The organism is Novosphingobium sp. 9U (genome assembly GCF_902506425.1).
GTDB lineage: Bacteria > Pseudomonadota > Alphaproteobacteria > Sphingomonadales > Sphingomonadaceae > Novosphingobium.
The window spans coordinates 16202-39162 of sequence record NZ_LR732469.1 but is presented as its reverse complement, the minus strand read 5'-3'; the positions used below and the strand labels follow the sequence as shown (position 1 = coordinate 39162).

The following is a 22961-nucleotide window of genomic DNA, read 5'->3' as shown; positions in this document are numbered from 1 at the left end:
CGGACGCCATTCTTGCAGACGGACGCCACCCGGCGCAATCGCCCTTTGCTGAAGTACGATGCCGCTTAGCGCAACCGTCCCTTCAGCTTGGCCTTCTTGATGAGGTCGCCATATTGGTGCGCCAGCAGGTGCGACTGGATCTGCGTGATCGTGTCGACGGTAACGTTGACGACGATCAGCAGGCTGGTACCGCCCATGAACAGCAGCGGCAGGCCGGTCTGCGAAAGGAAGTACTCGGGCAGCACGCACACGATCGTCAGGTAGATCGCGCCGATCACGGTGATGCGCGTCAGCACGTAGTCGAGGTACGTCGCCGTGTTCTTGCCCGGACGGATGCCGGGGATGAAGCCGCCGTTCTTCTTCAAGTTCTCGCTAGTTTCTTCAGGATTGAAGACGACTGCGGTGTAGAAGAAGCAGAAGAAGATGATGCCGGCGGCGTAGAGCACCATGTAGAGCGGCTTGCCGTGGCCCAGGTACTGGTTGAGCGACACCACCAGCTGGCCCATCTTCGATTCGGGCGCGAGCGACTTGCCGGCGAACTGCGTGATCGTCAGCGGCAGCAGCAGCAGCGAACTGGCGAAGATCGGCGGGATCACGCCCGCGGTGTTGATCTTGAGCGGCAGGTGGCTGCGGTCGGCCTGCATCATCCCGCGCTGCGTCGCGCGCTTGGGATACTGGATCAGCAGGCGGCGTTGCGCGCGCTCCATGAAGCAGATGAACAGGATCATCGCCACGATCAGCACGACCAGCAGCACGATCGTGATCGAGCCGGTGTCGCCCGCGGAATACTGGTTCATCACGTTGGAAACGAACGTCGGCATCTGCGCGACGATGCCCGCCATGATGATGAGGGACACGCCGTTGCCGATGCCGCGGCTGGTGATCTGCTCACCCAGCCACAGCAGGAACATGGTGCCGCCGATCAGGCTGATTACTGCGCCCATGCGGAACATGATGCCGGGGTCGACCACCGCCTGCAGGCCGCTCGACGCACCATAGGCCTCGAGGCCCTGCGCGACGAAGTAGCCCTGGATGCCGCACAGCAGAACGGCGCCATAGCGGGTGTACTGGTTCAGCTTCTTGCGGCCGGCTTCGCCTTCCTTCTTCAGCGCCATGAGCGCAGGGTGGAGCGAGGCTGCGAGCTGCACCACGATGGATGCGGTGATGTAGGGCATGACGCCGAGCGCAATGAGGCTCATGCGCTCCAGGCCGCCGCCCGAGAAGGCGTTGAACATGTCGAGGATGCCGCCGCGCGTCTGCTCGTAGAGCGACTGCAGGACCAGCGGATTGACGCCGGGCAGGGGCACGAAGCTGAGGAAGCGGAAGACGATCAGCGCGCCGACCGTGAACCAGATGCGCTTCTTGAGCTCGGTCGCCTTGGAAAAGTTGGCCAGGCTGAGGGTGCTGGCGATGTTGTCGGCGCGTGATGCCATCGGACTGGGGAAGCCTTAAACTGTGCGGGTCGCCCAAGGTTCGTCAGGCAATTGCCGGCCGCTCTATCGCAGCCCGGCGCGCTTGTCGAACCTCGCGGGGTCGAGACAGCGCATATAGTTGTCTCGAAAGCCGCGGCAATCCCGCATCAACTTGACGAAGCGGCGCTCTCCACAAGGAAAGCGCCGCGCCGTTGGTGTACTGTCGCTTAGGCCTTGGCTGCCTTGGCAGCGTTCTTGCCGCGCGGCGTCTCGGCATACTTGCCGGTCTTCGCCACGGGCTCGGGGATCGCGACCGAACCGCCGGCCTTCTCGACCGCGGCGCGAGCACCGGCGGTGACGCCAGCGACCGAGAACGCGACCTTGGCGGTCAGCTCACCCTTGCCGAGCAGGCGCACGCCGTCGCTGCCGCCACGGGCCAGGCCAGCGGCCTTGAGCGCGGCGTGGTCGACGGTGCCCGAGATGTCGAGCTTGCCGCCGTCGATCGCCTTCTGGATCAGGCCGAGGTTGACCTCGGCGTAGTCCTTGGCGAACGCCTTGTTGCTGAAGCCGCGCTTCGGAATACGCATGTGGAGCGGCATCTGGCCGCCCTCGAAGCCGTTGATCGAGACGCCCGAGCGTGCCTTGGCACCCTTCTGGCCGCGGCCCGAGGTCTTGCCCTTGCCCGAGCCGATGCCCCGGCCCACGCGCATGCGGCGGTGACGGGCGCCTTCGTTGTCGCGGATGTCGTTCAGATTCATGGTATGCACTCGCTTTCGCTTTTGTCGCGCTGATGGAAGCGGCGGCCCTTAGGCGAATGTGCGATTGCTGTCACCTCTATTGTCGACGCGTTTCGATAACCTTGATTCGTTGCCGCACCTTGCACCGCCTCTCCTTGGATCGAATTTACCGATGATTGCACAGACCATTCAACTCGCCCTGGCACCCGTGTTCGTGCTGGTCGCGATCGGCAACATGCTGAACCTGATCTCGACCCGCCTGGGGAGAGTGGTCGATCGCGCGCGGATCCTACAGGAATTGCACACCAATACGACAGGCGCGGCCCACGACATGGTCGTGATCGAGATCCGGCTTGTTGACCGCAGGGTGGAGCTGAGTACGCGGGCGATCCGGCTGCTGGTGCTATCGTGCCTGTTCATCGGAACGACCGTCGGGCTCCTCTTCGTGGAGGAAGTGGCGAGGACGAACCTGCAACAGGTTGCCGCCGGAACCTTCATCATCGCGCTGTCGCTGTTGATGTGGGGGCTGCTTTTGTTCCTTCGGGAGACGCAAGTGGCCGCGCAAGCGCTGCGGATTCCGGGGGACTATCTCGAGCTGCACCGCAAGCTCTGACTCCGCCGCCACCTCGCCCCTTGGCAACCGCGCCGCGCCAACCTAAAGCCGCAGCCGACCTCCAGCCCAGCGAGAACCCCGGCCCCATGGCATCCCCCTACAAGCGCGTCCTCCTGAAACTCTCGGGCGAAGTGCTCATGGGCAGCCAGCAGTTCGGGATCGATCCCGAGTTCGTCGCCGAGATGGCCAAGGAAGTGAAGGCAGCCAAAGAAACGGGCCTCGAGATCTGTCTCGTCATCGGTGGCGGCAACATCTTCCGCGGCATGGCGGGCGCAGCCAAGGGCATGGACCGCGCGCAGGCCGACTACATGGGCATGCTCGCCACCGTGATGAATGCGCTGGCGATGCAGAACGCGCTGGAGCAGCTGGGAGTCGAGACACGCGTGCAGTCGGCGGTGCAGATGGACCAGGTCTGCGAGCCGGTGATCCGCCGCCGGGCCGAGCGGCACCTGGAGAAGGGCCGCGTGGTGATCTTTGCCGCCGGCGTGGGCGCACCATACTTCACCACCGACTCCGGCGCGGCCTTGCGCGCCGCCGAGATGCGGTGCGACGCGCTGCTGAAGGGCACCAGCGTGGATGGCGTCTATGACTCGGACCCGAAAACCAACCCTTCGGCCAAGCGTTACGACACAGTAGATTACGACAAGGTCCTCGCCGACAATCTGAAGGTGATGGACGCCTCCGCCGTGGCCTTGTGCCGCGACAACGCGATTCCGATCGTGGTGTTCTCGATCCGCGAGCAGGGCAACCTCGCCCGCATCCTCGCTGGAGAAGGCACCGCAACGATCGTCCAGAAGGGAGCCTGAACCATGGCCAAGTACGATAAGGCAGACCTCGAACGCCGCATGAAGGGCGCCGTAGACGCGCTCGCCAGCGATCTTGCGGGCCTGCGCACGGGCCGGGCGAGCGCCAACCTGCTCGATCCGATCACCGTCACCGTCTACGGCAGCCAGATGCCGTTGAACCAGGTCGCCTCGGTCTCGGTGCCCGAGCCGCGGATGATCTCGGTGCAAGTCTGGGACAAGAGCAACGTCAGCCCGGTGGAGAAAGCGATCCGCTCGGCGGGCCTCGGCCTCAACCCGATCAACGACGGCACCACGCTGCGCCTGCCGATCCCCGACCTGACCGAGGAGCGCCGCAAGGAGCTGGCCAAGCTCGCCGGATCCTATGCCGAGAAGGCCCGCATCGCGATCCGCAACGTGCGGCGCGACGGCATGGACAACCTCAAGACCGACGAGAACAAGAAGGAAATCTCCGAGGACGACCGCAAGCGGTTGGAAACCGAGCTGCAGAAGCTGACCGACGAGCAGATCAAGGCTGCCGACGAGGAATTCGCCCGCAAGGAGAAGGACATCCTGGGCAAGTGATGCGTATCAGCACTCGGTTTCGGTCGGCACGAACGGCGGTGCTGTGAGCAAGTCCGAACCCGCCAGGGCCCGCCACGTCGCCATCATCATGGATGGCAACGGCCGCTGGGCGAAGAAGCGCCACCTTCCGCGCGCGCTCGGCCATCAGCGCGGGGTGGAGGCGGTGCGCCGGGTCGTGAACGGCGCGCGCGAGTTCGGGCTGGAGGCGCTGACGATCTACGCCTTTTCCACGGAAAACTGGCGCCGTCCGGAGGACGAAGTCTCGGACCTGATGACGCTGATGAAGCGCTTCATCCTCTCGGACCTGGAGGAGATTGCGCAGGCCGACGTCAAGCTGAAGATCATCGGCAACTACAAGGCGTTCAAGCCCGATGTCGTCGAGATGATCGACCGTGCGATCGCCCGCACTGCCGACAACACTGGCACTACGCTGGCCGTCGCGCTGAACTACGGCGCGCATGACGAGATCGCCCGCGCTGCTACGGCGGCCGCCGCCAAGGGGCCGATTACGCCCGAGACGATCGCGGCAGAGCTCGACACCGCGGACCTGCCGCCGCTGGATCTGCTGATCCGGACCTCGGGCGAGGAGCGGCTGTCAAACTTCCTGCTGTGGCAGGCCGCCTATGCCGAGATGTACTTCACCGAGGTGCTCTGGCCCGACTTCACCGCCGAGCACTTGAAAGAGGCGATGGACACCTTCGTCATGCGCGAGCGGCGCTATGGCGGGCGCTGATCCGAACGATCGAATGGCTGACGGCCCGTCGGTCAAGGTGCCGCTGGCGACACGCAACGCCGACTTGCCCAAGCGCGCGCTGACGGCATTGGTCATGCTGGTGGTCTCGGGCACGGCGCTATGGCTGGGCGACATGGCGTGGACCGTGTTCGTGCTGATCATCGGCATCGGTGTCTGGTTCGAATGGAGCACGCTGGTGCTGCAGTTCACGGCACCGGGCACCGCGCGCAACGCCTGGCGCTCTGCAGGCGCGATCTATTGCGGCATGGCCAGCGCCATCCTGATCCAGGTCCGCCAGGAGGCGGCGGGCATCGCGCTGGTGCTGCTGATCGTGGGCGCAGTGATCGGGACCGATGTCGGCGCCTACTTCATGGGCCGGGCGCTCGGCGGACCGAAGATCGCGCCCCGGATCAGTCCCTCGAAGACCTGGGCAGGGCTGCTGGGCGGGGTGATCGGCGCGACCCTGGTGATCTGGGTGGTGCTGGCCAACGCCGGCCGCATCCTTGCCGCTGCGCCCGATGCGCAGCTCACCGCGGTGGCCATCGCCGCCAGTCCGATGGAGCTGATCGGCATGGGCCTGGCCGTCGCCGTGGTGGCGCAAGCCGGCGACTTCTTCGAGAGCTGGATGAAGCGCACCGCGGGCGTGAAGGACTCGGGCAAGCTGCTGCCGGGGCACGGAGGCCTGTTCGACAGGGTCGATGGCCTCTTGGCCGTGCTGGTGGTATTCGGGACGATCTTCATCATTGCCCGGCTATTCACGCTTTCATGACTCGATCGATTTCTATCCTGGGTGCAACCGGCTCGATCGGCGCCTCCACGCTCGACCTGATCCGACGCAACCCGGATGACTGGCGCATCGTTGCGCTGACCGCCAACTGCCAGGCTCGAGAACTCGCAAAGCTGGCGCGCGAGTTTCGTGCCGAGGTCGCCGTCGTCGCCGACGAGACCTGCCTTCCGGAGCTGCGCGAGGCGCTCGCCGGATCGGGCATCGCCGCGACCGCCGGGGCGAACGCGCTGGTCGAGGCGGCTTCGCGCCCGACGGACATCGTCATCGCCGCCATCGTCGGCTGCGCCGGTCTTGCGCCGACGATGGCGGCGATCGAGCAGGGCAGGGTGGTCGCGCTCGCCAACAAGGAAGCGCTGGTCTCTGCCGGAGACGTGATGACGGCGGCCGTGCGCCGCTGCGGCACGGTGCTGCTGCCTGTCGACTCCGAGCACAACGCCATCTTCCAGTGCCTCGCCGGCAACGATCCCGCCGACGTGCGCTCGATCACGCTGACCGCCAGCGGCGGCCCGTTCCGCGACTGGTCGGCCGAGCGGCTTGCCGTCGCCACCCCGGCCGAGGCGGTCAAGCACCCCAACTGGGACATGGGCGCCAAGATCAGCGTCGATTCGGCGACCATGTTCAACAAGGGCCTCGAACTGATCGAGGCCTTTCACTTGTTCCCCGTCGGGCTCGACCGCTTGCGCATCATCGTCCACCCGCAGTCGGTGGTGCACTCCATGGTGGAGTACCGCGACGGATCGACCCTGGCGCAACTGGGCCCATCCGACATGCGCGTGCCGATCGCCTCGGCGCTCGCATGGCCGCGCCGGATGGCAACGCCGATGCCGCCGCTCGATCTCGCCGCCATCGGTGAACTCACCTTCCGCGCGCCTGATGAGGAGCGCTTCCCGGCCACCCGCCTGGCCCGTGAGGCCGCGCAGACGGGTGGAGCGGCCCCGGCAGTTCTCAATGCCGCCAATGAGATAGCGGTCGCAGCGTTCCTGTCCGGTCAGATTGGGTTCACACGGATCGCGGCAGAAGTGGAAAATGTACTCAGTTCCTATGCCGCGCCGGCTCCGGCGTGCCTGTCCGACGTCCTCGCGATCGACCGCGAGGCGCGCGCTCGTGCGCGTGAGCTGACGGAGGCGCTGGCATGATGAACTCCCCCTCGTTGCTGACCATGGCCATCGGCTTCCTGCTCGTGCTCGGTCCTTTGGTGGTGTTGCACGAGCTGGGCCACTACCTCGTCGGCCGGCTGTTCGGCATCAAGGCGGACGCGTTCTCGGTCGGGTTCGGCAAGGAACTCGCCGGCTTCACCGACAAGCGTGGCACCCGCTGGAAGCTTTCGGCGCTGCCCTTGGGCGGGTACGTCCAGTTTGCCGGCGACATGAACCCGGCCAGTGCGCCCGCGCCGGGGCAGGACGGCCTCACTCCGGCGGAGCGGGCACAGACCTTCCACGCAAAGCCCTTGTGGCAGCGCACGCTCGTGGTGCTCGCCGGACCGCTGACCAACCTGATCTGCGCCGTGCTGATCTTCGCCGCTTTCAACGCGACCTACGGCCGCCTGGTCGCGGTGCCCGAGGTGCAAGCGTTTGCCAAAGGCTCACCCGCGCAGGCCGCCGGCATGGAAGTCGGCGACCGCATCATCGCGGTCGGCGGTGAGCGGATCGAGAACTTCAACGAGATTCCGCAGTACGTGGTGCCTTATCCGGGCCGTACGGTGCCGATCGCGGTCAAGCGCGGCGAGCAGACCGTGATCCTGTCGGTCCAGATCGGCAGCTCGGTCGAGCATGACAAGTTCGGCAACGAGGCGCGGGTCGGACGGATCGGCATCGCTGGCGGCACGGGCAAGGTCGTGCCGGTCGGTCCGCTCGAAGCGGTGCGGCTTGGCGTCGACCAGAGCTTCGGCGTGATGCGCATGATGGTGACCGGCATCGCTCAGATCTTCACCGGCGAACGCTCGGTCAAGGAACTGGGCGGCCCGATCAAGATCGCCAAGTATTCGGGTGAGCAGTTGAGCCTAGGCTGGGCCCCATTCGTGAGCTTTGCAGCGCTCATCTCGATTAACTTGGCATTCATCAACATACTGCCAATTCCGGGTCTCGATGGCGGTCACTTGGCTTTTTACGCGGCTGAAGCAGTTCGTCGGAAGCCGCTTGGTTTGCGGAGTCAGGAATGGGCGGTTCGCACCGGCGTGGCGCTGGTGCTCACGCTGATGCTGATCGTGACGATCAACGACATTGTATCGCTGCCGATTTTCGGGGGATAGCGGCAGGTTTTTCACATAGGTGGGCGGTCGTGCCCGGAATGGCTGCTTGATCGGATTTCGTCCATCGGGCAGAGGGCGGCGATTGTGTTTGGTTCGTGTCTGCCACTCTTTCGGCAGCCGGCCGGGGGTTGAGATCGACCACTTTGGCGCGCGGGCGCTTACGGGATTGGCGTTGATGATGGGATGGGAAATGGTTCGCAGCGATAGGGCCCGCCGTGCCTCGCAGGTGGCCGTGGCGCTCCTGGGGACCACCGGGTTGACTGCGCTGCCCGGCGCCGCGTTCGCCCAGGCCGCCCCGGCCAGTGCGCCCACTGCGTCCCAGACGCGAGCTCCGGCCGGAACGCCTGCACGTACTCCGGCACGCACTCCTGCTGCCCGCGCCCCAGCGCCGGCCGCTGCCGCGGCACCGGCTCCCGAGGCGCAAGGGCCGACCATCCAGACCATCCGCGTAACCGGTGCCGAGCGCCTCGAGCCGCAGACGGTGCTCTCCTACGTCAAGCTGCGCGCCGGCCAGACCTATACGTCCGCCGCCGCCGACCAGGCGCTGAAGGACCTCTACGAGACCGAGCTGTTCTCCGACGTCCAGGTGACGCAGGACGCCGGCGTGGTGACGATCCAGGTCAAGGAAAACCCGGTCGTCAACCGCATCATCCTGGAGGGCAACAAGCGGATCAAGGACGAGAAGATCCTGCCGGAGATCAAGGTCGCCGCGCGCCAGATCTTCACGCGGTCCAAGGTTCGGGCCGACGTTGCGCGCATCATCGAGCTGTACAAGCGCCAGGGTCGCTATGCCGCGACGGTCGAGCCCAAGATGGTCATGCTCGACCAGAACCGCGTCGACATCGTGTTCGAGATCACCGAGGGCGACAAGTCCAAGGTCCGGCAGATCAACATCATCGGTAACGAGAAGTTCTCCGACGGCGAGCTGCGTGGCGAGATGGTCACCAAGACCACCGGCCTGACCAAGATCTTCAGCTCGACCACCAGCTACGATCCCGATCGCATGGCGTTCGACCAGCAGAAGCTGCGCCAGTTCTACCTGACGCAGGGCTATGCCGACTTCCGCGTGGTGTCTGCGGTGGCCGAGCTGACGCCGGACAAGAAGGACTTCATCATCACCTACGTGGTGGAGGAAGGCCAGCGCTACAAGTTCGGCGACGTCAAGGTCGACAGCCAGCTGCGCGACTTCGACTCCGACAAGCTCGCCGCGCGCCTGGCGATGAAGAAGGGCGACTGGTACAACGCCAAGCTGGTCGAAGACACGATCGAGCAGTTGAACGACACTGCCGGTGCCTTCGGCTACGCCTTTGCCGACGTGCGCCCGAATTACGATCGCAACAAGGAAGACCTCACCATGGGTCTGACTTTCGTGATCGCCGAGGCGCCGCGCGTCTATGTCGAGCGGATCGACGTCAACGGCAACACGCTGACGCAGGATAAGGTGGTCCGCCGCGAGTTCCGCCTCGCAGAGGGCGACGCGTTCAACTCGCTGCAGGTCAAGCGTTCGACCAACCGCATCAAGTCGCTCGGCTACTTCCAGGAGAAGTTTGAGGTCGAGCAGAAGCCCGGCGCTTCGGACGACCGCATCATCCTGGAAGCCAACGTCGAGGAGAAGCCCACCGGCGAACTCCAGCTTTCGGCCGGCTTCTCCAGCCTCGAAAGCTTCATCTTCCAGGCCTCGATCCGCCAGCGCAACTTCCGCGGCCGCGGCCAGACGGTCGGGCTGTCGGGTAGCTACTCGCGCTATTCCAAGAGCGTCGAGGCGAGCTTCTCCGAACCTTACGTGTTCGACAAGAACGTGTCGCTGGGCGTCAATGTTTACCGCCGCGACCTCAACAGCTTCAATTATTACAACTCCGACCGCAACACGACCTACGAGCAGTCGACCACCGGCTTCCAGGTCCGCGCCGGCGTGCCGCTCACCGAGTACCTGACGGCGGTGGGCAGCTATACCCTCAACTACGACGACGTCTCGCTGGACGAGAACACCTTCTACTCGGATCGTCTCAATCCGCCGAACCGGACTTGCGACCCGCTGCTCGCCGGACGCTATCTGTGCGACGCGATTGGCAAGCGCCTGAGCTCGATCGTCGGCATGTCGCTGATCTACGACACGCTCGACAACCGCGTGCGTCCGACCCGCGGCATCACCGCTTCGATCAACGCGGACGTGGCCGGTCTGGGCGGCGACGTCAGCTACGTGCGCCTGCGTGCCAACGCGTCCAAGTTCACCAACCTTGGCAAGGGCTTCATCTTCTCGCTTTCGGGCGAGGGTGGTGCGATCAAGTCGCTCAACAACGACGAGATCCGCCTGACCGACCGCTTCTATCTCGGCGAACCGCAGATCGGCGGCTTCGACATTCGCGGCGTTGGCCCGCGCGTGCTGCGAAAGCCCTACGTCGATGCGGATGGCAACATCATCGCGCGCACGGCAGTAACCGCGACCGACACTCCGCCGGGCACCGATGTTCTCTCCAGCAAGCGCAGCGAGTGGACCGACGATGCGCTCGGCGGCAAGTACTACTACCTGGCCAAGGCCGAGGTGGAGATCCCGCTCGGGTCGGGCGCACGCGAATTGGGCCTGCGTCCGTCGATCTTCGTGAACGCCGGTTCGGTGTGGGGCATCTCGAACCCGCTGGTGGGCGGAAACACCGGATCGAAGAACGTTCAGACGATCCCGCAGCTCGATTCGAACGGCAACCGCCAGTTCATCCAGACCTGCGGCACGACGCAGACGGTCGTCAGCGGAACCGGCACTGTTGCACCGGCGCCGGCCGCAAACTGCACGGTCGCCAGCGATCCGGTCGGCACCACCATCAACCCGTTCGAAGAGACCTTCGTGGGTGACACCTGGAAGCCGCGCGTCTCTGTCGGCATCGGCGTGAACTGGAATTCGCCGTTCGGGCCGTTCCGCATCAACTTCTCCAAGGTCCTGGTCAAGCAGGACGGCGACGATACCAAGCCCTTCAACTTCAACGTGGGAACGCAATTCTGATGAACCACATCCTCAAGACCGCCGCGGTTGCCAGCCTGATGCTCGGCACTGTCGTCGCCCAGCCGGTCCTCGCGCAGGACAGCGGCGTCGTGGTGCCCGGCCTCGCCGTCGCCAATCTGGACGCAGTGATCGCCAACTCGAACGCGTTCAAGACCGCCGAAACGCAACGTCAGACCACCTACAAGGCGCAGATCGACCAGGCGACGTCGCGCGGCAATGCGCTGAATGCGCAGCTGAAGCCGTTGGCTGACAAGTTCAACGCGGATCGCCAAGGCGGCAAGGCCACCCAGGCCTCGCTCGAGCAGCAGGCTGCCACGATCCAGCAGCTGCAGGAGTCCGGCCAGGGTGAGCTGCAGCGCATCCTGCAGCCCGTCGCCCTGTCGCGCGCCTATGTAACCGAGCAGGTCGAGGACAAGCTGGACCAGGCGGTCAAGAACGCGATGGCCAAGAAGAAGGTCTCGCTGCTGCTGAACCCGCAGGCGATCGTGGCGGTGAACAACAACGCCTACAATCTCAACCAGGACGTGCTGAACGAGCTGAACACGCTGCTGCCCTCGGCACAGATCGTGCCGCCCGCCGGCTGGCTGCCCCGTGAGGCGCGCCAGCAGCAGGCGCAGCAGGGCCAGGCAGCGGCTGCCGCTCCCGCCGCGGCGCCCGCCGCGACGTCGGGCAAGAAGCAGACCGGCCGCTGATCTCGTGACTGAAGCCACCGCCTACGACCACGCCAAGATCCTCTCGGCGCTCCCCCACCGTTATCCGATGCTGCTCGTCGATCGAGTGGTGTCGATAACCGAGGAGGAGATCCACGCGGTCAAGGCGGTGAGCTTCAACGAGGACTTCTTTCAGGGCCACTTCCCCGGCCGCCCGATCATGCCAGGAGTGCTTCAGATCGAAGCGCTGGCGCAGGCGGCGGGGATTCTGGCGGTGGAGAACCTCGGGCTCGCGGGCACCGGCAAGCTGGTCTACTTCATGGCGATCGAGGAAGCCAAGTTCCGCGCGCCGGTCGAGCCGGGCCACTTGCTGACCTTGCGCGCGGGCTTCGTCCAGAAGCGCTCTCGCGTGTGCAAGTTCTGGGGCAAGGCTTCGATCGACGACAAGGTGACCTGCGAGGTGAACTTCACGGCGATGATCGCGGATAGTTGAGGATCGCCACTCTTCCCGCCGGGGAGAGGACTTTGGGTTGCTTATTCACCGCCGACGCGCTAAGCGCCCCGCTTTCCGAAGGCAGGCCGGTCGGAACCGGCCCAGCGAAGAGAGTTTACGACCATGAAGGCCGACACCCATCCCGACTACCACACGATCACGGTGCAGATGACGGACGGCACCACCTTCCAGACCCGCTCGACCTGGGGCGCCGAGGGTGACACGCTGGTGCTCGATATCGACCCGACCTCGCACCCGGCGTGGACCGGCGGCAAGGCTCAGCTGCAGGATGGCGGCCGCGTGGCGCAGTTCAACAAGCGCTTCGGTGGGCTCTCGCTCAAGAAGGGCTGATCCCTTCGAGCATCGTTTGCCAGGCAAACAACAAGGGCGGCTCCGGCAACGGGCCGCTCTTGTCGTTTCTGGCATTCAGGTCGTGGTCTGTCAGTCGATCAGCGCCACCCACTCCGGCTCGTCGCAGGCCAGCCGCTGGAGCAGTTCGAGCCCGGCCAGACCCGAATGCGCCCAGCGCACGATGGCGCTGAGCGGCCGTGCGCCGGGGAGCGTGATCGTCACGAAATGGCCAGGCCGAAGCCAATCGCCCGCAGTGGCCACGCAGCACCCGTAAGGGGAGACGTCGCTCAGCGCTGCCTCACAACGCTCGACACCGGCTTGCGACAGCACGGCCATGCCCCGTCGCAACACGCGCGTGTCGCCGCGCCGTTCTTCCAGCGCGCCGGGGGCGGGATGGCTGCGGAGTAATGCTGGCATGGCGGCATGTCCTGTCGTGATCATGCCTGATGGTCCCACGACAGGGATAACGAGCGCTGACCCGGGGCACCCGTACAAATGCGCAGGCACGGAGCGGGGTGATGATTGCCGCGGGCCATCGCACGCCATTCTCACGAGGGGGTGGTAGCAAGGGCGCGGCGTTCGCGGCACGAGTTTGTCACGGAACCTGCCTTGCCGTGTCCCGTTCTTAGCGCGATTATCCAGCCGTCCGTTTGCGCCATCCAGGAGACTTCCCGATGACCCGTACCGCTCTTGTCCTCAGCGCCGCCGCCATCGCCTTCGCTGCCGTTCCCGCTTTGGCGGACCAGCAAGCAGGGGCGCAGCACGGCGCGGCGCATCAGGCACCGGCGACATCGGGTTCGCCGATGGTCCACGTTCCCGTGATCGGTGCAGACGGCAAGTCGCTCGGCATGGTCATGCTGCAGGACACGCCGAGCGGGGTCCTGGTCACCACCGACCTGAAGGGTCTGCCGGCCGGGCAGCACGGCTTCCACTTCCACGAGAAGGGGCTGTGCGATGCCAAGCAGAAGTTCACCACGGCGGGCGCCCACTTCACGGCGGGGAATCCGCAGCATGGCCTGCTCGTCGCAGCCAGCCACCATGGAGGCGACATGCCCAATGCCTATGTCGGCGCGGACGGCGCGCTCAAGACTGAGCTGCTCAATGCCGGCGTGACTCTGGCGAGCGGGCCGACGTCGCTGGCGGACGCGGACGGCTCGGCCCTGGTGATCCACGCCAAGCCGGATGACTACAAGACGCAGCCTTCGGGTGATGCAGGCGATCGCATCGCCTGCGCGGTTGTGGCGGCGCCGAAGCGCTGACGCTGCTTCGTCAGGAGTCTGCCTGACCGTGTCCGGCAGACCTCCGGCGAACCCTCAGCCCCAGGGCCGCTCGCGATACCAGCGGGTGACCACGTACTTGCGCCCCTTTCGCACCTTCATGGCATGGTGGAGGGTCGCGGCGTTGAGGCTGCCATCGGGACGGCGGTTGTTCCAGGCGAGCAGCTTGCCGCGCTCGGGCTGGATGATCTTGTCGATCACCTTGAACCGGGTCGCGCCGCCGGCATCGACGGTGTTGAGGTAGATCATGAAAGTCCAGGTCCGCTGCCCTGAGACGGCGCAGTAGGTCTGGTAGTCCGGGTGCTCGGGCTCGAAGTAGTCGGTGTGGGCCTTGAACTCCTGGCCCTCCTCGTAGCGCTGGCCTTGCAGGCGCTCTCCGTAGACCGCGTCTATGCCGGAGATCTCCGCCAGCTTGCGATCCAAGGCGGCCACGGCTGGATGATCGTGGTGCAGGTCGCACGTCTCGCTGGTGCGGAACAGCTCGTCGCCGTTGTGGTTGGCAATCGTCGAAGGGCGGCGCTCGGCTTCGATGAGCTCGATCAGCGTCGCGCACTCGTCGATGGACAGGAACCCGCGCTTGATGAACAATTCGAGACGCTGAGAGGGCACGCGCTGCATGCCGTGTCGCAGCAGCAGTTCGGCAGATGATTCGCCCGGGGCCATCATGGCCCGAGACATAACCGTGCGCAGCCGTTGTGCAATCCGGGCCGTCACGGGGCTGCTAGCGTCAAGCGCGCCCAGTGATTCGCGGAGTGGCTCTGAGCGGCACGTAATAATGTTGCGCAAGGCTGCGGCATGCTCAACTTTTGCTTTGCAAGATCGTGTACCTTGTGCGAAGGCGCGCTCCCGCATCGATCGCTGCTTGCAGCGGCCGTTTGCGTTACCCTAAGGCGCCGGCTCCGGCATGCGCGCCGGGGTTGTGGCGATCGTAGCTCAGTTGGTTAGAGCGCCGGTTTGTGGTACCGGAGGTCGTGGGTTCGAACCCCATCGGTCGCCCCATTTTCCCCAAGATCTCAGCGCATGGTCCGCAGATTGGGGATGAGCCGTGACGGCATTTTGGACGCAAGCCGACTTCGATGCGCACGAAGGCGTGCACTTTTTCCATGACGCCACCAGCGGCTTGACCGCGATCATCGCTCTGCATTCGACGCATCTCGGCCCTGGCGCCGGCGGCACGCGGTTCTGGCACTATGCCCAGCCGGAAGACGCGCTTCGCGATGCGCTGCGGCTCTCGCGCGGCATGAGCTACAAGAACGCCATGGCCGGACTGCCGATGGGCGGAGGCAAGGCAGTGATCCTGGCAGGACCCGATCGTCGCAAGTCACCCGAATTGCTCGCAGCCTTCGGCGATGCGATCCAGTCGCTCGGCGGCCGCTACATCACGGCCGAGGATGTCGGCATGGGCGAGGCGGACATGGTGGCGATCTCGAGCCGTACGCCGTTCGTGACCGGCTTGCCGGCAGCCGACAGCACCGCGGCCGGCGGCGATCCCGGTCCGTTCACGGCCAAGGGCGTCTACCTCGGAATCAAGGCGGCCGTTCTCCAGAAGCTGGGTCGCGACTCGGTCGAGGGCGTGCACGTCGCCGTCCAGGGCACCGGCAGTGTCGGTGGCGGCGCGGCGCGCCTGCTGGCGCAAGCCGGCGCCAAGCTGACGCTGGCCGATGTCGAGGCCACGCGCTCTGCTGCTCTGGCAGCTGAGCTTGGCGCCGAGACGGTCGCAGCGGACGCGATCATGGACGTGGCATGCGACGTCTTCAGCCCCAATGCGCTCGGCGCCATCCTGGATGATGAGGGCATTGCCCGGCTGCAGGCACCGATCGTGGCGGGAGGGGCGAACAACCAGCTCGCCCGGGCCGAGCACGGCGCCAAGCTGGCGGAGCGTGGCATCCTTTACACGCCCGATTACGTCATCAACGGCGGCGGCATCATCGCGGTCACGCTGGAGTATCTCGCGCGTCGAGACGGGCACGCGTGCGACGTCGCGCAGGTGCATGAGGCGGTTGAGGCTATCCCCGCGCGGCTGCACGCGATCTGGGACGAGGCTGCGAGCAGCGGCCGCACGCCGGACGTGGTGGCGGATGCGATGGCGCAGCGTCTGATCGGTCGCTGACCGCGAGCGTTGGCCCGCAAGTTCTCCTTGCGACCCCGCTGGCTGCGAGTAGAAGCGCGGCTGTCATGCATGGCTTCGCCAATCCGGCCCGTTTCCTGCGACTCGCGCGCTGGTTGACGCCGCTCTGCCTGGGGCTTGGGCTGGCGGTGACGACGGCTGCCCTGGCTTACGGTCTGCTGCGCGCGCCGGCCGATCGGCTGATGGGCGATACGGTGCGGATCCTGTTCCTGCATGTGCCCGCCGCCTGGCTCGGCATGGCCGGTTGGATGACCATCGCCGGGGCCAGTGTGACCGAACTGGTGTGGCGCCATCCGCTTGCCGCCATCGCCGCGCGTGCGGCTGCTGTTCCCGGCGCTGTCTTCACCGCGATTTGCCTGATCACAGGATCGATCTGGGGGCGGCCGACCTGGGGCACCTGGTGGGTGTGGGACGGACGCCTGACCTCCATGCTGGTGCTGCTGTTCCTGTACTTCGGCTACATTGCGCTGTCGGACGTCGCGCGGCGTGACGGCGGCAATGGGCGGGTCGCCGCGATCTTCGGGATCGTGGGCGCCATCAACGTGCCCATCATCAACCGCTCGGTCGTGTGGTGGAATTCGCTGCACCAGCCACCCAGCATCACCATGGGCAAGTCGGCGATAGACGCTGCGTTCCTGTGGCCGCTCCTGGCCGCAGCGATCGGCTTCAGCCTGATCTTCGCGGGCGTGGTCCTTGCACGCATGCGCGCGATACTGGCGGACGCGCAAGCCGAGGCGCGGCTGCGGCGCAAAGCGATGGTATCCGACCCCTTCGAGGCGTTTGCGTGACATGCGCGAGGCGCTGGATCAATGGGACTTCGTCCTTGCCGCCTACGCGGTTGGCGTGCTCGGGACATTGGGCATGATCGCGTGGTCGTGGCTGTCGATGCGCCGCGCCGAAAAGCGGCGGGACGAGAGCCGCAAGCGCTGATGGCTATGGTTAAAGCCAAGCACCAGCGGCTCGTGCTGCTCGTCGTCGCGCTGGTCGTCGTGCTGTCGGCCGGCATTCTCGCCGCTTGGGCGCTCAAGAGCCAGGCAAGCTATTTCTACGTGCCCAGTGACATCGTCGCGGTGCCCCCGGTCGCCACGCGCACGGTGCGCCTGGGCGGCATGGTGGAGAAGGGCTCGCTCAAGACCGCGCCAGATGGCGTCACCATCCACTTCGTCGTCGGCGACGGCAAGGCACGCGTGCCCGTCGAGTTCGCCGGGATCGTGCCGTCGCTGTTCGTCGAGGGCTCGGGCGTGGTAGCGGAAGGGCGCATGCGACCCGATGGCGTGTTCGATGCCGACAACCTGCTGGCCAAGCACGACGAGAACTACGTGCCGCGTGAGATGCAGCAGATGACCAAGGATCAGGCCAAGAAGGTAGTGGCCGAGACGCAATGACCGCTGAACTCGGCCTTGCCGCACTCTGGCTCGCCGCCGCGCTGGCTATGCTGCAACTCGTGGCCGGCGCGCTGGCGCTTACGACGCGGGGCAGTGCGCTGGGCGGAGTGGTGCGTCCGGTCGCGGTGGTGCAGGGGCTGCTGGCGCTGGTCGCCTTCGTGGCGCTGATCCGCGTGTTCGCGGTGACTGACTTGTCGGTAAAGCTGGTGGCGCTGAATTCGCATTCGATGAAGCCGCTGGTGTTCAAGATCGCGGGAGCCTGGGGCAATCACGAGGGCTCGATGCTCTTGTGGGTGACCGTCATGGGTCTAGCTGGCGGGTTCGTCGCGCTGGTCGAGCGGCGCTTGCCCGAGCCGACGATGCTCGCGACCTTGGCCGGGCAGGCTTTCGTCAGCCTCGGCTTCTACGCATTCCTGCTGATCGCCTCCAATCCGTTCGAGCGGCTCGATCCTGCGCCGGCGGAAGGCAACGGCCTCAACCCCCTGCTGCAGGACCTTGGCCTCGCATTCCATCCGCCCACTTTGTACCTCGGCTATGTCGGCCTCTCGATCGCCTTCAGCTTCGCGATCGGCGCGCTGGTGACGCGAGAAGTGGGGCCGGCGTTTGCCCGGGCGATGCGGCCGTGGGTTCTGGCAGCCTGGATCTTCCTGACGCTGGGCATCACGGCGGGCTCATACTGGGCCTACTACGAGCTGGGCTGGGGCGGCTGGTGGTTCTGGGACCCGGTCGAGAACGCCTCGCTCATGCCCTGGCTCGCGGCGACGGCGCTGCTGCATTCCGCCGGCGTCCTGGCGGCGCGCAATGCCCTGCGCGCCTGGACGGTGATGCTGGGGGTCGTGGCGTTCTCGATGTCGATGGTCGGCACGTTCCTGGTCCGCTCGGGCATCCTGACGAGCGTGCACGCCTTCGCCGTCGATCCCACGCGCGGATCGTTCATCCTCGCATTGCTGGCGATCAACATCGGCGGCGCGCTGACGCTGTTCGGACTGAGGGCGAGCACCGTGACCGAGGGCGAGCGTTTCGCCGTGGTCAGCCGCGAGGGCGCGCTGGTCATCAACAATGTCCTGCTCTCGGCCATTCTGGGCATCGTTCTGTTCGGCACGCTCTACCCCCTCGTAGCCGAGGCGATGGGCGCGAAGGTCTCGGTCGGGCCGCCGTACTTCAACCCGATGAGCGCGCTGTTCTTCGTGCCGATGCTGGTGGTGCTCGCAGTGGGACCGCTGCTGCGCTGGCGGCGGGACAGTCTCGCGCGGTTCGGCAAGCGGCTGCTGATCCCGGCCATGGTGACCGGCTTTGCTGCGGTTGCGGCGCTGGTATTCGGCGGCATCGGGCTGCTGCCGTTCCTTGGGCTCGTGCTTGGTCTCGGGCTCGCCGTCGCGAGTGTCCTGCCCTTGCGCGACCGCAACTTGCGCCGCACGCCGCTGCCGATCTGGGGCATGGTGCTGGCGCACTTCGGTGTCGCCGTCGCCCTGCTCGGCATGGCGAGCGAGAGCGCCTGGTCGGTCGAGCGGCTGGTGGCCGTGCGAGCGGGCGAGAGCACCAGCGTCGGTCCTTGGAGCGTGCGCCTGGCCGACGTCGAGCCGGTCGCCGGCCCCAACTGGACAGCGCTCGAAGGCAAGCTCGAGGTCCGCTATCGTGGCGGTGCCGAGCAGGTCCTGCGTCCGCAAGCGCGCAGCTTCTGGACGCCGCCACAGCAGACCAGCGAATCGGCATTGCTCACCCGTTGGAACGGGCAGCTCTATGCCGTCCTGGGCGAGGAAGCCTCGGGTGAGCGCTGGCAGGTGCGGCTATGGTGGAAGCCGTTCGTCACGCTGATCTGGTTTGGCGGCGTGCTGATCGCGCTTGGCGGCGTGCTCGCGGTGATCGGGCATGTCCTGAGTGACTTGCGGCGCATCGTCGCGCGCGGGAAGATCGCCTACCGCCGCGAAAGGCAGGGGCGATGAGCGCGTCATCACGGCCTCGCAGCTGGACGATCTGGTTGCCGCTCGCATTGTTCGTGGCGTTCGTGGCGCTCGTGGCGATCGGGCTGCTGCGACCTGCAGATCGGAACGTTGCCAGCACGTTGATCGACCGACCGTTGCCCGCCTTCAGCTTGCCCGGATCGCTGCCCGGCACTCCCGGGCTGCGCAGCGCCGAGTTCAGCGACGGCAAGCCAAGGCTGCTCAACATCTTTGCCAGTTGGTGCGTTCCCTGCCGGGTCGAGGCGCCGCAGCTTGCCGAACTGAAGCGCGCCGGGGCGACTATCGACGGGATCTCGGTCCGCGACCGACCCGAGGCGATCCAGGCTTTCCTGGCCGAGCAGGGCAATCCGTTCACTCGCATCGGCGCGGATGATTCCGGCAGCGTGCAATTGTCGCTCGGTTCTTCCGGGGTGCCTGAGACCTACGTGATCGATGGCCGCGGCCGCATCCGCTACCAGCACATCGGCGAGATCCGGCCCGAGCATGTCGCCATGCTGCTCGACAAGCTGAAGGCAGCGCAGTGACGCCGCGCTCACCATTGCCATGTCCGTTCGTGTCGAGCGCAGTCGAGACACGCTGGCCTAACGCGTACGCGTCTCGACTTCGCTCGACACGAACGGGGCGGGGCGCTTGGTTCCTGATCTATCTGATGCTCGCGCTAGCCACCTGTCCGGTCGCCGCTCAGGAGTTGGAGTCGACTGCCCCCTACGCCTACCGGCAACTGGACGACACGGCCAAGGAAGCGCAGGCTCAGGCGCTGATGCAGACGTTGCGTTGCCTGCAATGCCAGGGTCAGTCCATCGCCGACTCCGACGCGCCGATCGCGGGCTCGATGCGCTCGCTGGTGCGTGAGCGGATTGCCGCCGGCGAAGAACCCGAGGCGATCCGCGCGTGGCTGATCGAGCGCTATGGCGACTACGTCAGCTATGCGCCGCGCGTGACAAGTCTGACCTGGCCTCTGTTCGCATTGCCACTGGTGCTGGTCGCGCTCGCCGCTTTCCTGCTGCGACACCGCTTCCGGCGGAGCGAGCGTCCATGACCTGGATCATCGCCCTTGTGCTGGCGCTGGCTGCGTTCTTGATGGCCGCGTTTGTGTTGCGCGCACCGCGCCGGGGGTGGGAGGCGATCGGCGCCGCGCTGTTGCTGGGCGTGGCGGGCTATGCGCTCCAGGCGAGCCCCGTGCCGGCGGCCCCCAAGGCTGCGCGCGAACGCGTGACCGGCGATCCGGCCGCCCTGGTCAAGGCGCGCGCGCGCGTCACCAACAGCGGCATTCCGCCAACGGATCGCTGGGTCGTTGTCGCCGACGCACTCGCGCGCAACGGGCAGTTCGCCGATGCCGCCGAGATGCTGCGGGCCGCCACGGACGAGGATCCGAAGAATGGCGAGGCCTGGCTGGCGATGGGCAACGCGCTGGTGGCGCATGCCGATGGCCAACTCACCCCGGCCTCGCTGACGGCCTATCGGCGCGCCGCCAAGGCCGCTCCAGGTCACCCTGGTCCGCCGTACTTCCTGGGCCTCGCGCTGGCGCAATCGGGTCGCTTTGCCGAGGCGCGTGAACTTTGGAGCCGCTTGCTCAAGGACACTCCTGCTGACGCGCCTTGGCATGACGACCTGCAGGACAAGCTGCGTCGCCTCGACATGTTGATGGCAGCGCAACAAAGCGGTGGGGCGCGGCGTTGAGACGCGTTGCGGGCCTTATGCCATGCTGCTAACGGCCGCGCATGCCGCAGATGCGAGACGGTGCTCAGACGTGATGACGGGGCGCAGGCATGGATGATGCATCGCGGGGTTCCGCCGGAGCTGGTTCGCGCCCGGAAGGGGCGCAAGCTGGCACCAGCATCGTGGATCCGCTTCCAGGTACGGGTGAGGCGCTGGTTCAGGGCTCCCACGGCCACGGCGGCAGCCTGGGCAAGCTGGCGATCGGCGCGATCGGTGTGGTCTTCGGTGATATCGGTACCAGCCCAATCTACGCCTTCCGGGAAACTTTCGTCGGACCCCATCCGCTCGCCATCGACGAGCTGCATATCCTGGGCGTCGTCAGCCTGATCTTCTGGTCGATGACGCTGGTCGTCTCGGTCCAATACGTCGGCATCCTGATGCGCGCCGACAACAAGGGGCAGGGCGGCAGCCTCGCTCTCGTCGCGCTGATCTCGGGCAAGCTGCGCAACACCCGTGCCTCCGGGCTTGTGGTCCTGCTGGGCGTGTTCGCAACCGCGCTGTTCTATGGCGACAGCATGATCACGCCTGCCGTCTCGGTGCTTTCCGCTGTCGAGGGCCTGACGGTGGTGGAAGCGCGACTGACGCCGCTGGTCTTGCCGATCGCGCTGGTGCTGCTGATTGCGCTGTTCCTGATCCAGAAAAGCGGCACCGCCAAGGTCGGCGCGCTGTTCGCGCCGGTCATGATCGTCTACTTCCTCGTGCTGGCGGTGCTGGGCGTCTACCACCTGGTGCAGCTGCCGCACGTGCTCCTGGCGCTGAACCCGTGGTATGCGGTGCAATTCTTCCTCACCGACAAGCTGCTGGCGTTCCTGGCGCTCGGCTCCGTGGTGCTGGCGGTGACCGGCTCGGAAGCACTCTACTCCGACATGGGCCACTTCGGCCGGGGGCCGATGCGCATCTCATGGTTCGGCTTCGTCATGCCTTGCCTGCTGCTCAACTACTTCGGGCAGGCGGCGATGATCCTGGGCCTCGACGATGCCGGCGCGGCCGAGGCCATGCGCAATCCGTTCTTCAACCTGGCCCCTGAGACGCTGCGCCTGCCGCTGGTGATCCTGGCGACTTGCGCCACCTTCATCGCCAGCCAGGCGGTGATCTCTGGCGCGTTCTCGATCACGCATCAGGCGATGCAGCTGGGCTTCATCCCGCGCCTCTCGACCCGCCACACCAGCGAGCACGAGGTCGGGCAGATCTACATCCCCTTCGTCAATTTCGCCTTGATGTGGGGCGTGATCGTGCTGGTGTTGATCTTCCAGAACTCGTCAAACCTCGCTTCGGCGTACGGTATCGCGGTGACCGGTGCGATGCTGATCGACACGTGCTTGATGACCGTGCTGTTCGTGGTGCTGTGGCGCTGGCCGCTGTGGGCAACGATCCCGGTGGCGCTGCTGTTCTTCATCGTCGACGGGACCTACTTCGCCGCGAACGCCGCCAAGATCACCGATGGCGGCTGGTTCCCGTTGCTGATCGGCTTCATCGCCTTCACCCTGCTGACGACCTGGAACAAGGGCCGCATGCTGATGCGCCAGCGCATGACCGAGGCGGCGCTGCCGCTCAACGTCTTCGCCAAGAGCGCGCATGGCAGCGCCGCGCGGGTGCCGGGCACCGCGATCTTCATGGCCTCAACCAACGTCGGCGTCCCCTCCGCGCTGCTGCACAACATCAAGCACAACAAGGTGCTGCACGAGCGGGTGGTGGTGCTGACGGTCGAAGTGCAGGACGTGCCCTGGGTCGAGCCGACCGAGCGGTTCTCGGTACAGGCCTTGGGTGAGGGCTTTTACCGGCTGACCTTGCGATATGGCTTCATGGAAGAAACCGACATCCCCGCCGCGCTCGCTCATACCGAAATCTGCGGCGGCCGGTTCGAGATGATGAAGACGAGCTTCTTCCTCTCACGCCAGACGCTGCTGCCATCGGCCAAGCCGGGAATGGCGATCTGGCGCGAAAAGCTGTTTGCGTGGATGATGCGCAACGCGGCGAGTGCGATGGAGTTCTTCCGCCTGCCGACGAACCGCGTGGTCGAACTGGGCAGCCAGCTGGAAATCTAGCTTCCTCCCCGTTCCGCAGAGGAACTGCTCGCCTCGCCGCATCATCTCAGAACCATCCCG

25 protein-coding genes and 1 tRNA gene are annotated in these 22961 nt (G+C 66.0%); 22 read left to right on the top strand and 4 right to left on the bottom strand.

The window, feature by feature from the left end:
• Positions 1 to 65: 65 nt before the first annotated feature.
• Both secY and rplO read right to left on the bottom strand, forming a co-directional pair.
• Positions 66 to 1433, bottom strand: a complete 1368-nt coding sequence (gene secY, locus GV044_RS00220; protein WP_159863818.1) for a preprotein translocase subunit SecY — start codon at positions 1431 to 1433, stop codon at positions 66 to 68.
• A gap of 206 nt (positions 1434 to 1639) precedes the next feature.
• Positions 1640 to 2170 carry a 50S ribosomal protein L15 gene (gene rplO / locus GV044_RS00215; RefSeq protein ID WP_159863816.1) on the bottom strand — a complete coding sequence of 177 codons (531 nt, stop codon included), beginning with the start codon at positions 2168 to 2170 and terminating at the stop codon, positions 1640 to 1642.
• Positions 2171 to 2321: 151 nt separating this feature from the next.
• On the opposite strand from rplO, the gene GV044_RS00210 reads away from it, so the two are divergent.
• The 11 genes from GV044_RS00210 (at position 2322) to rpmE (ending at position 12386) form a co-directional block, all read left to right on the top strand.
• Entirely contained in the window at positions 2322 to 2762 is a 441-nt protein-coding gene (locus GV044_RS00210; protein ID WP_159863814.1) for a DUF2721 domain-containing protein, read from the top strand.
• Positions 2763 to 2848: 86 nt separating this feature from the next.
• Positions 2849 to 3568 (top strand): UMP kinase, encoded by a 720-nt coding sequence (gene pyrH, locus GV044_RS00205; RefSeq protein ID WP_159863812.1) that lies wholly within the window; start codon positions 2849 to 2851, stop codon positions 3566 to 3568.
• A 3-nt stretch (positions 3569 to 3571) separates the two neighbouring features.
• Positions 3572 to 4129, top strand: a complete 558-nt coding sequence (gene frr, locus GV044_RS00200) for a ribosome recycling factor (RefSeq protein ID WP_159863810.1) — start codon at positions 3572 to 3574, stop codon at positions 4127 to 4129.
• Between the two features lie 43 nt (positions 4130 to 4172).
• Positions 4173 to 4862: a polyprenyl diphosphate synthase gene (gene uppS / locus GV044_RS00195; RefSeq protein ID WP_159863808.1), complete on the top strand. Its 690-nt coding sequence runs from the start codon at positions 4173 to 4175 to the stop codon at positions 4860 to 4862.
• Between the two features lie 13 nt (positions 4863 to 4875).
• Entirely contained in the window at positions 4876 to 5631 is a 756-nt protein-coding gene (locus tag GV044_RS00190; protein WP_159863806.1) for a phosphatidate cytidylyltransferase, read from the top strand.
• Positions 5628 to 6785: a 1-deoxy-D-xylulose-5-phosphate reductoisomerase gene (locus GV044_RS00185; RefSeq protein ID WP_159863804.1), complete on the top strand. Its 1158-nt coding sequence runs from the start codon at positions 5628 to 5630 to the stop codon at positions 6783 to 6785. Before GV044_RS00190 ends, GV044_RS00185 begins: the two co-directional genes overlap by 4 nt.
• Complete coding sequence (rseP, locus tag GV044_RS00180) at positions 6782 to 7897, top strand: RIP metalloprotease RseP (RefSeq protein ID WP_159863802.1); 1116 nt, start codon at positions 6782 to 6784, stop codon at positions 7895 to 7897. Before GV044_RS00185 ends, rseP begins: the two co-directional genes overlap by 4 nt.
• A gap of 190 nt (positions 7898 to 8087) precedes the next feature.
• Entirely contained in the window at positions 8088 to 10892 is a 2805-nt protein-coding gene (bamA, locus tag GV044_RS00175; RefSeq protein WP_159863800.1) for an outer membrane protein assembly factor BamA, read from the top strand.
• Positions 10892 to 11584, top strand: coding sequence for an OmpH family outer membrane protein (locus GV044_RS00170; RefSeq protein WP_159863798.1), 693 nt, complete (start codon positions 10892 to 10894; stop codon positions 11582 to 11584). The genes bamA and GV044_RS00170 overlap by 1 nt, the downstream gene beginning before the upstream one ends.
• A gap of 4 nt (positions 11585 to 11588) precedes the next feature.
• Positions 11589 to 12035, top strand: a complete 447-nt coding sequence (fabZ, locus tag GV044_RS00165; RefSeq protein WP_159863796.1) for a 3-hydroxyacyl-ACP dehydratase FabZ — start codon at positions 11589 to 11591, stop codon at positions 12033 to 12035.
• A gap of 123 nt (positions 12036 to 12158) precedes the next feature.
• Positions 12159 to 12386 carry a 50S ribosomal protein L31 gene (rpmE, locus tag GV044_RS00160; RefSeq protein ID WP_159863794.1) on the top strand — a complete coding sequence of 76 codons (228 nt, stop codon included), beginning with the start codon at positions 12159 to 12161 and terminating at the stop codon, positions 12384 to 12386.
• Between the two features lie 90 nt (positions 12387 to 12476).
• Here rpmE and GV044_RS00155 read toward each other — a convergent pair whose 3' ends face one another.
• Positions 12477 to 12803, bottom strand: coding sequence for a PilZ domain-containing protein (locus GV044_RS00155; RefSeq protein WP_159863792.1), 327 nt, complete (start codon positions 12801 to 12803; stop codon positions 12477 to 12479).
• Between the two features lie 257 nt (positions 12804 to 13060).
• Here GV044_RS00155 and GV044_RS00150 point away from each other — a divergent pair, with 257 nt between their 5' ends.
• The gene (locus GV044_RS00150) at positions 13061 to 13645 is read left to right on the top strand and encodes a superoxide dismutase family protein (protein ID WP_159863790.1); all 585 of its coding nucleotides are present in this window, start codon (positions 13061 to 13063) and stop codon (positions 13643 to 13645) included.
• A gap of 54 nt (positions 13646 to 13699) precedes the next feature.
• Here GV044_RS00150 and GV044_RS00145 read toward each other — a convergent pair whose 3' ends face one another.
• Entirely contained in the window at positions 13700 to 14329 is a 630-nt protein-coding gene (locus tag GV044_RS00145; protein ID WP_159863788.1) for a 2OG-Fe(II) oxygenase, read from the bottom strand.
• 256 nt (positions 14330 to 14585) lie between these two features.
• Here GV044_RS00145 and GV044_RS00140 point away from each other — a divergent pair.
• The 10 genes from GV044_RS00140 (at position 14586) to GV044_RS00100 (ending at position 22901) form a co-directional block, all read left to right on the top strand.
• Positions 14586 to 14662, top strand: a tRNA-His gene (locus GV044_RS00140).
• A 46-nt stretch (positions 14663 to 14708) separates the two neighbouring features.
• Complete coding sequence (locus GV044_RS00135; RefSeq protein WP_159863786.1) at positions 14709 to 15773, top strand: Glu/Leu/Phe/Val dehydrogenase; 1065 nt, start codon at positions 14709 to 14711, stop codon at positions 15771 to 15773.
• A 65-nt stretch (positions 15774 to 15838) separates the two neighbouring features.
• Positions 15839 to 16579: a heme ABC transporter permease CcmC gene (ccmC, locus tag GV044_RS00130; protein WP_159863784.1), complete on the top strand. Its 741-nt coding sequence runs from the start codon at positions 15839 to 15841 to the stop codon at positions 16577 to 16579.
• 1 nt (position 16580) lies between these two features.
• Complete coding sequence (locus GV044_RS21760) at positions 16581 to 16721, top strand: hypothetical protein (RefSeq protein ID WP_184244319.1); 141 nt, start codon at positions 16581 to 16583, stop codon at positions 16719 to 16721.
• A complete protein-coding gene (gene ccmE / locus GV044_RS00125; protein WP_159863782.1) occupies positions 16721 to 17176 on the top strand; it encodes a cytochrome c maturation protein CcmE in 456 nt (151 codons plus the stop codon). Before GV044_RS21760 ends, ccmE begins: the two co-directional genes overlap by 1 nt.
• The gene (locus tag GV044_RS00120) at positions 17173 to 19119 is read left to right on the top strand and encodes a heme lyase CcmF/NrfE family subunit (RefSeq protein WP_159863780.1); all 1947 of its coding nucleotides are present in this window, start codon (positions 17173 to 17175) and stop codon (positions 19117 to 19119) included. The genes ccmE and GV044_RS00120 overlap by 4 nt, the downstream gene beginning before the upstream one ends.
• On the top strand, positions 19116 to 19661 hold the full coding sequence (locus tag GV044_RS00115) for a DsbE family thiol:disulfide interchange protein (RefSeq protein WP_159863777.1): 546 nt from the start codon (positions 19116 to 19118) through the stop codon (positions 19659 to 19661). The genes GV044_RS00120 and GV044_RS00115 overlap by 4 nt, the downstream gene beginning before the upstream one ends.
• Positions 19662 to 19786: 125 nt before the next feature.
• On the top strand, positions 19787 to 20176 hold the full coding sequence (locus tag GV044_RS00110; protein ID WP_159863775.1) for a cytochrome c-type biogenesis protein: 390 nt from the start codon (positions 19787 to 19789) through the stop codon (positions 20174 to 20176).
• Entirely contained in the window at positions 20173 to 20817 is a 645-nt protein-coding gene (locus tag GV044_RS00105; RefSeq protein WP_159863773.1) for a tetratricopeptide repeat protein, read from the top strand. Before GV044_RS00110 ends, GV044_RS00105 begins: the two co-directional genes overlap by 4 nt.
• An 89-nt stretch (positions 20818 to 20906) precedes the next feature.
• On the top strand, positions 20907 to 22901 hold the full coding sequence (locus tag GV044_RS00100; protein WP_159863771.1) for a potassium transporter Kup: 1995 nt from the start codon (positions 20907 to 20909) through the stop codon (positions 22899 to 22901).
• Positions 22902 to 22961: the final 60 nt, after the last annotated feature.

Coding starts and splice junctions, on each gene's coding strand:
- GV044_RS00100 (WP_159863771.1), top strand. CDS start 20,907: ATGGATGATGCATCGCGGGGTTCCGCCGGAGCTGGTTCGCGCCCGGAA.
- GV044_RS00170 (WP_159863798.1), top strand. CDS start 10,892: ATGAACCACATCCTCAAGACCGCCGCGGTTGCCAGCCTGATGCTCGGC.
- GV044_RS00150 (WP_159863790.1), top strand. CDS start 13,061: ATGACCCGTACCGCTCTTGTCCTCAGCGCCGCCGCCATCGCCTTCGCT.
- pyrH (WP_159863812.1), top strand. CDS start 2,849: ATGGCATCCCCCTACAAGCGCGTCCTCCTGAAACTCTCGGGCGAAGTG.
- secY (WP_159863818.1), bottom strand. CDS start 1,433: ATGGCATCACGCGCCGACAACATCGCCAGCACCCTCAGCCTGGCCAAC.
- bamA (WP_159863800.1), top strand. CDS start 8,088: ATGGTTCGCAGCGATAGGGCCCGCCGTGCCTCGCAGGTGGCCGTGGCG.
- GV044_RS00120 (WP_159863780.1), top strand. CDS start 17,173: ATGACCGCTGAACTCGGCCTTGCCGCACTCTGGCTCGCCGCCGCGCTG.
- GV044_RS00190 (WP_159863806.1), top strand. CDS start 4,876: ATGGCTGACGGCCCGTCGGTCAAGGTGCCGCTGGCGACACGCAACGCC.
- GV044_RS00110 (WP_159863775.1), top strand. CDS start 19,787: ATGCTCGCGCTAGCCACCTGTCCGGTCGCCGCTCAGGAGTTGGAGTCG.
- ccmC (WP_159863784.1), top strand. CDS start 15,839: ATGCATGGCTTCGCCAATCCGGCCCGTTTCCTGCGACTCGCGCGCTGG.
- rplO (WP_159863816.1), bottom strand. CDS start 2,170: ATGAATCTGAACGACATCCGCGACAACGAAGGCGCCCGTCACCGCCGC.
- GV044_RS00185 (WP_159863804.1), top strand. CDS start 5,628: ATGACTCGATCGATTTCTATCCTGGGTGCAACCGGCTCGATCGGCGCC.
- ccmE (WP_159863782.1), top strand. CDS start 16,721: ATGGCTATGGTTAAAGCCAAGCACCAGCGGCTCGTGCTGCTCGTCGTC.
- rseP (WP_159863802.1), top strand. CDS start 6,782: ATGATGAACTCCCCCTCGTTGCTGACCATGGCCATCGGCTTCCTGCTC.
- GV044_RS21760 (WP_184244319.1), top strand. CDS start 16,581: ATGCGCGAGGCGCTGGATCAATGGGACTTCGTCCTTGCCGCCTACGCG.
- GV044_RS00210 (WP_159863814.1), top strand. CDS start 2,322: ATGATTGCACAGACCATTCAACTCGCCCTGGCACCCGTGTTCGTGCTG.
- GV044_RS00155 (WP_159863792.1), bottom strand. CDS start 12,803: ATGCCAGCATTACTCCGCAGCCATCCCGCCCCCGGCGCGCTGGAAGAA.
- GV044_RS00145 (WP_159863788.1), bottom strand. CDS start 14,329: ATGATGGCCCCGGGCGAATCATCTGCCGAACTGCTGCTGCGACACGGC.
- GV044_RS00105 (WP_159863773.1), top strand. CDS start 20,173: ATGACCTGGATCATCGCCCTTGTGCTGGCGCTGGCTGCGTTCTTGATG.
- GV044_RS00115 (WP_159863777.1), top strand. CDS start 19,116: ATGAGCGCGTCATCACGGCCTCGCAGCTGGACGATCTGGTTGCCGCTC.
- frr (WP_159863810.1), top strand. CDS start 3,572: ATGGCCAAGTACGATAAGGCAGACCTCGAACGCCGCATGAAGGGCGCC.
- rpmE (WP_159863794.1), top strand. CDS start 12,159: ATGAAGGCCGACACCCATCCCGACTACCACACGATCACGGTGCAGATG.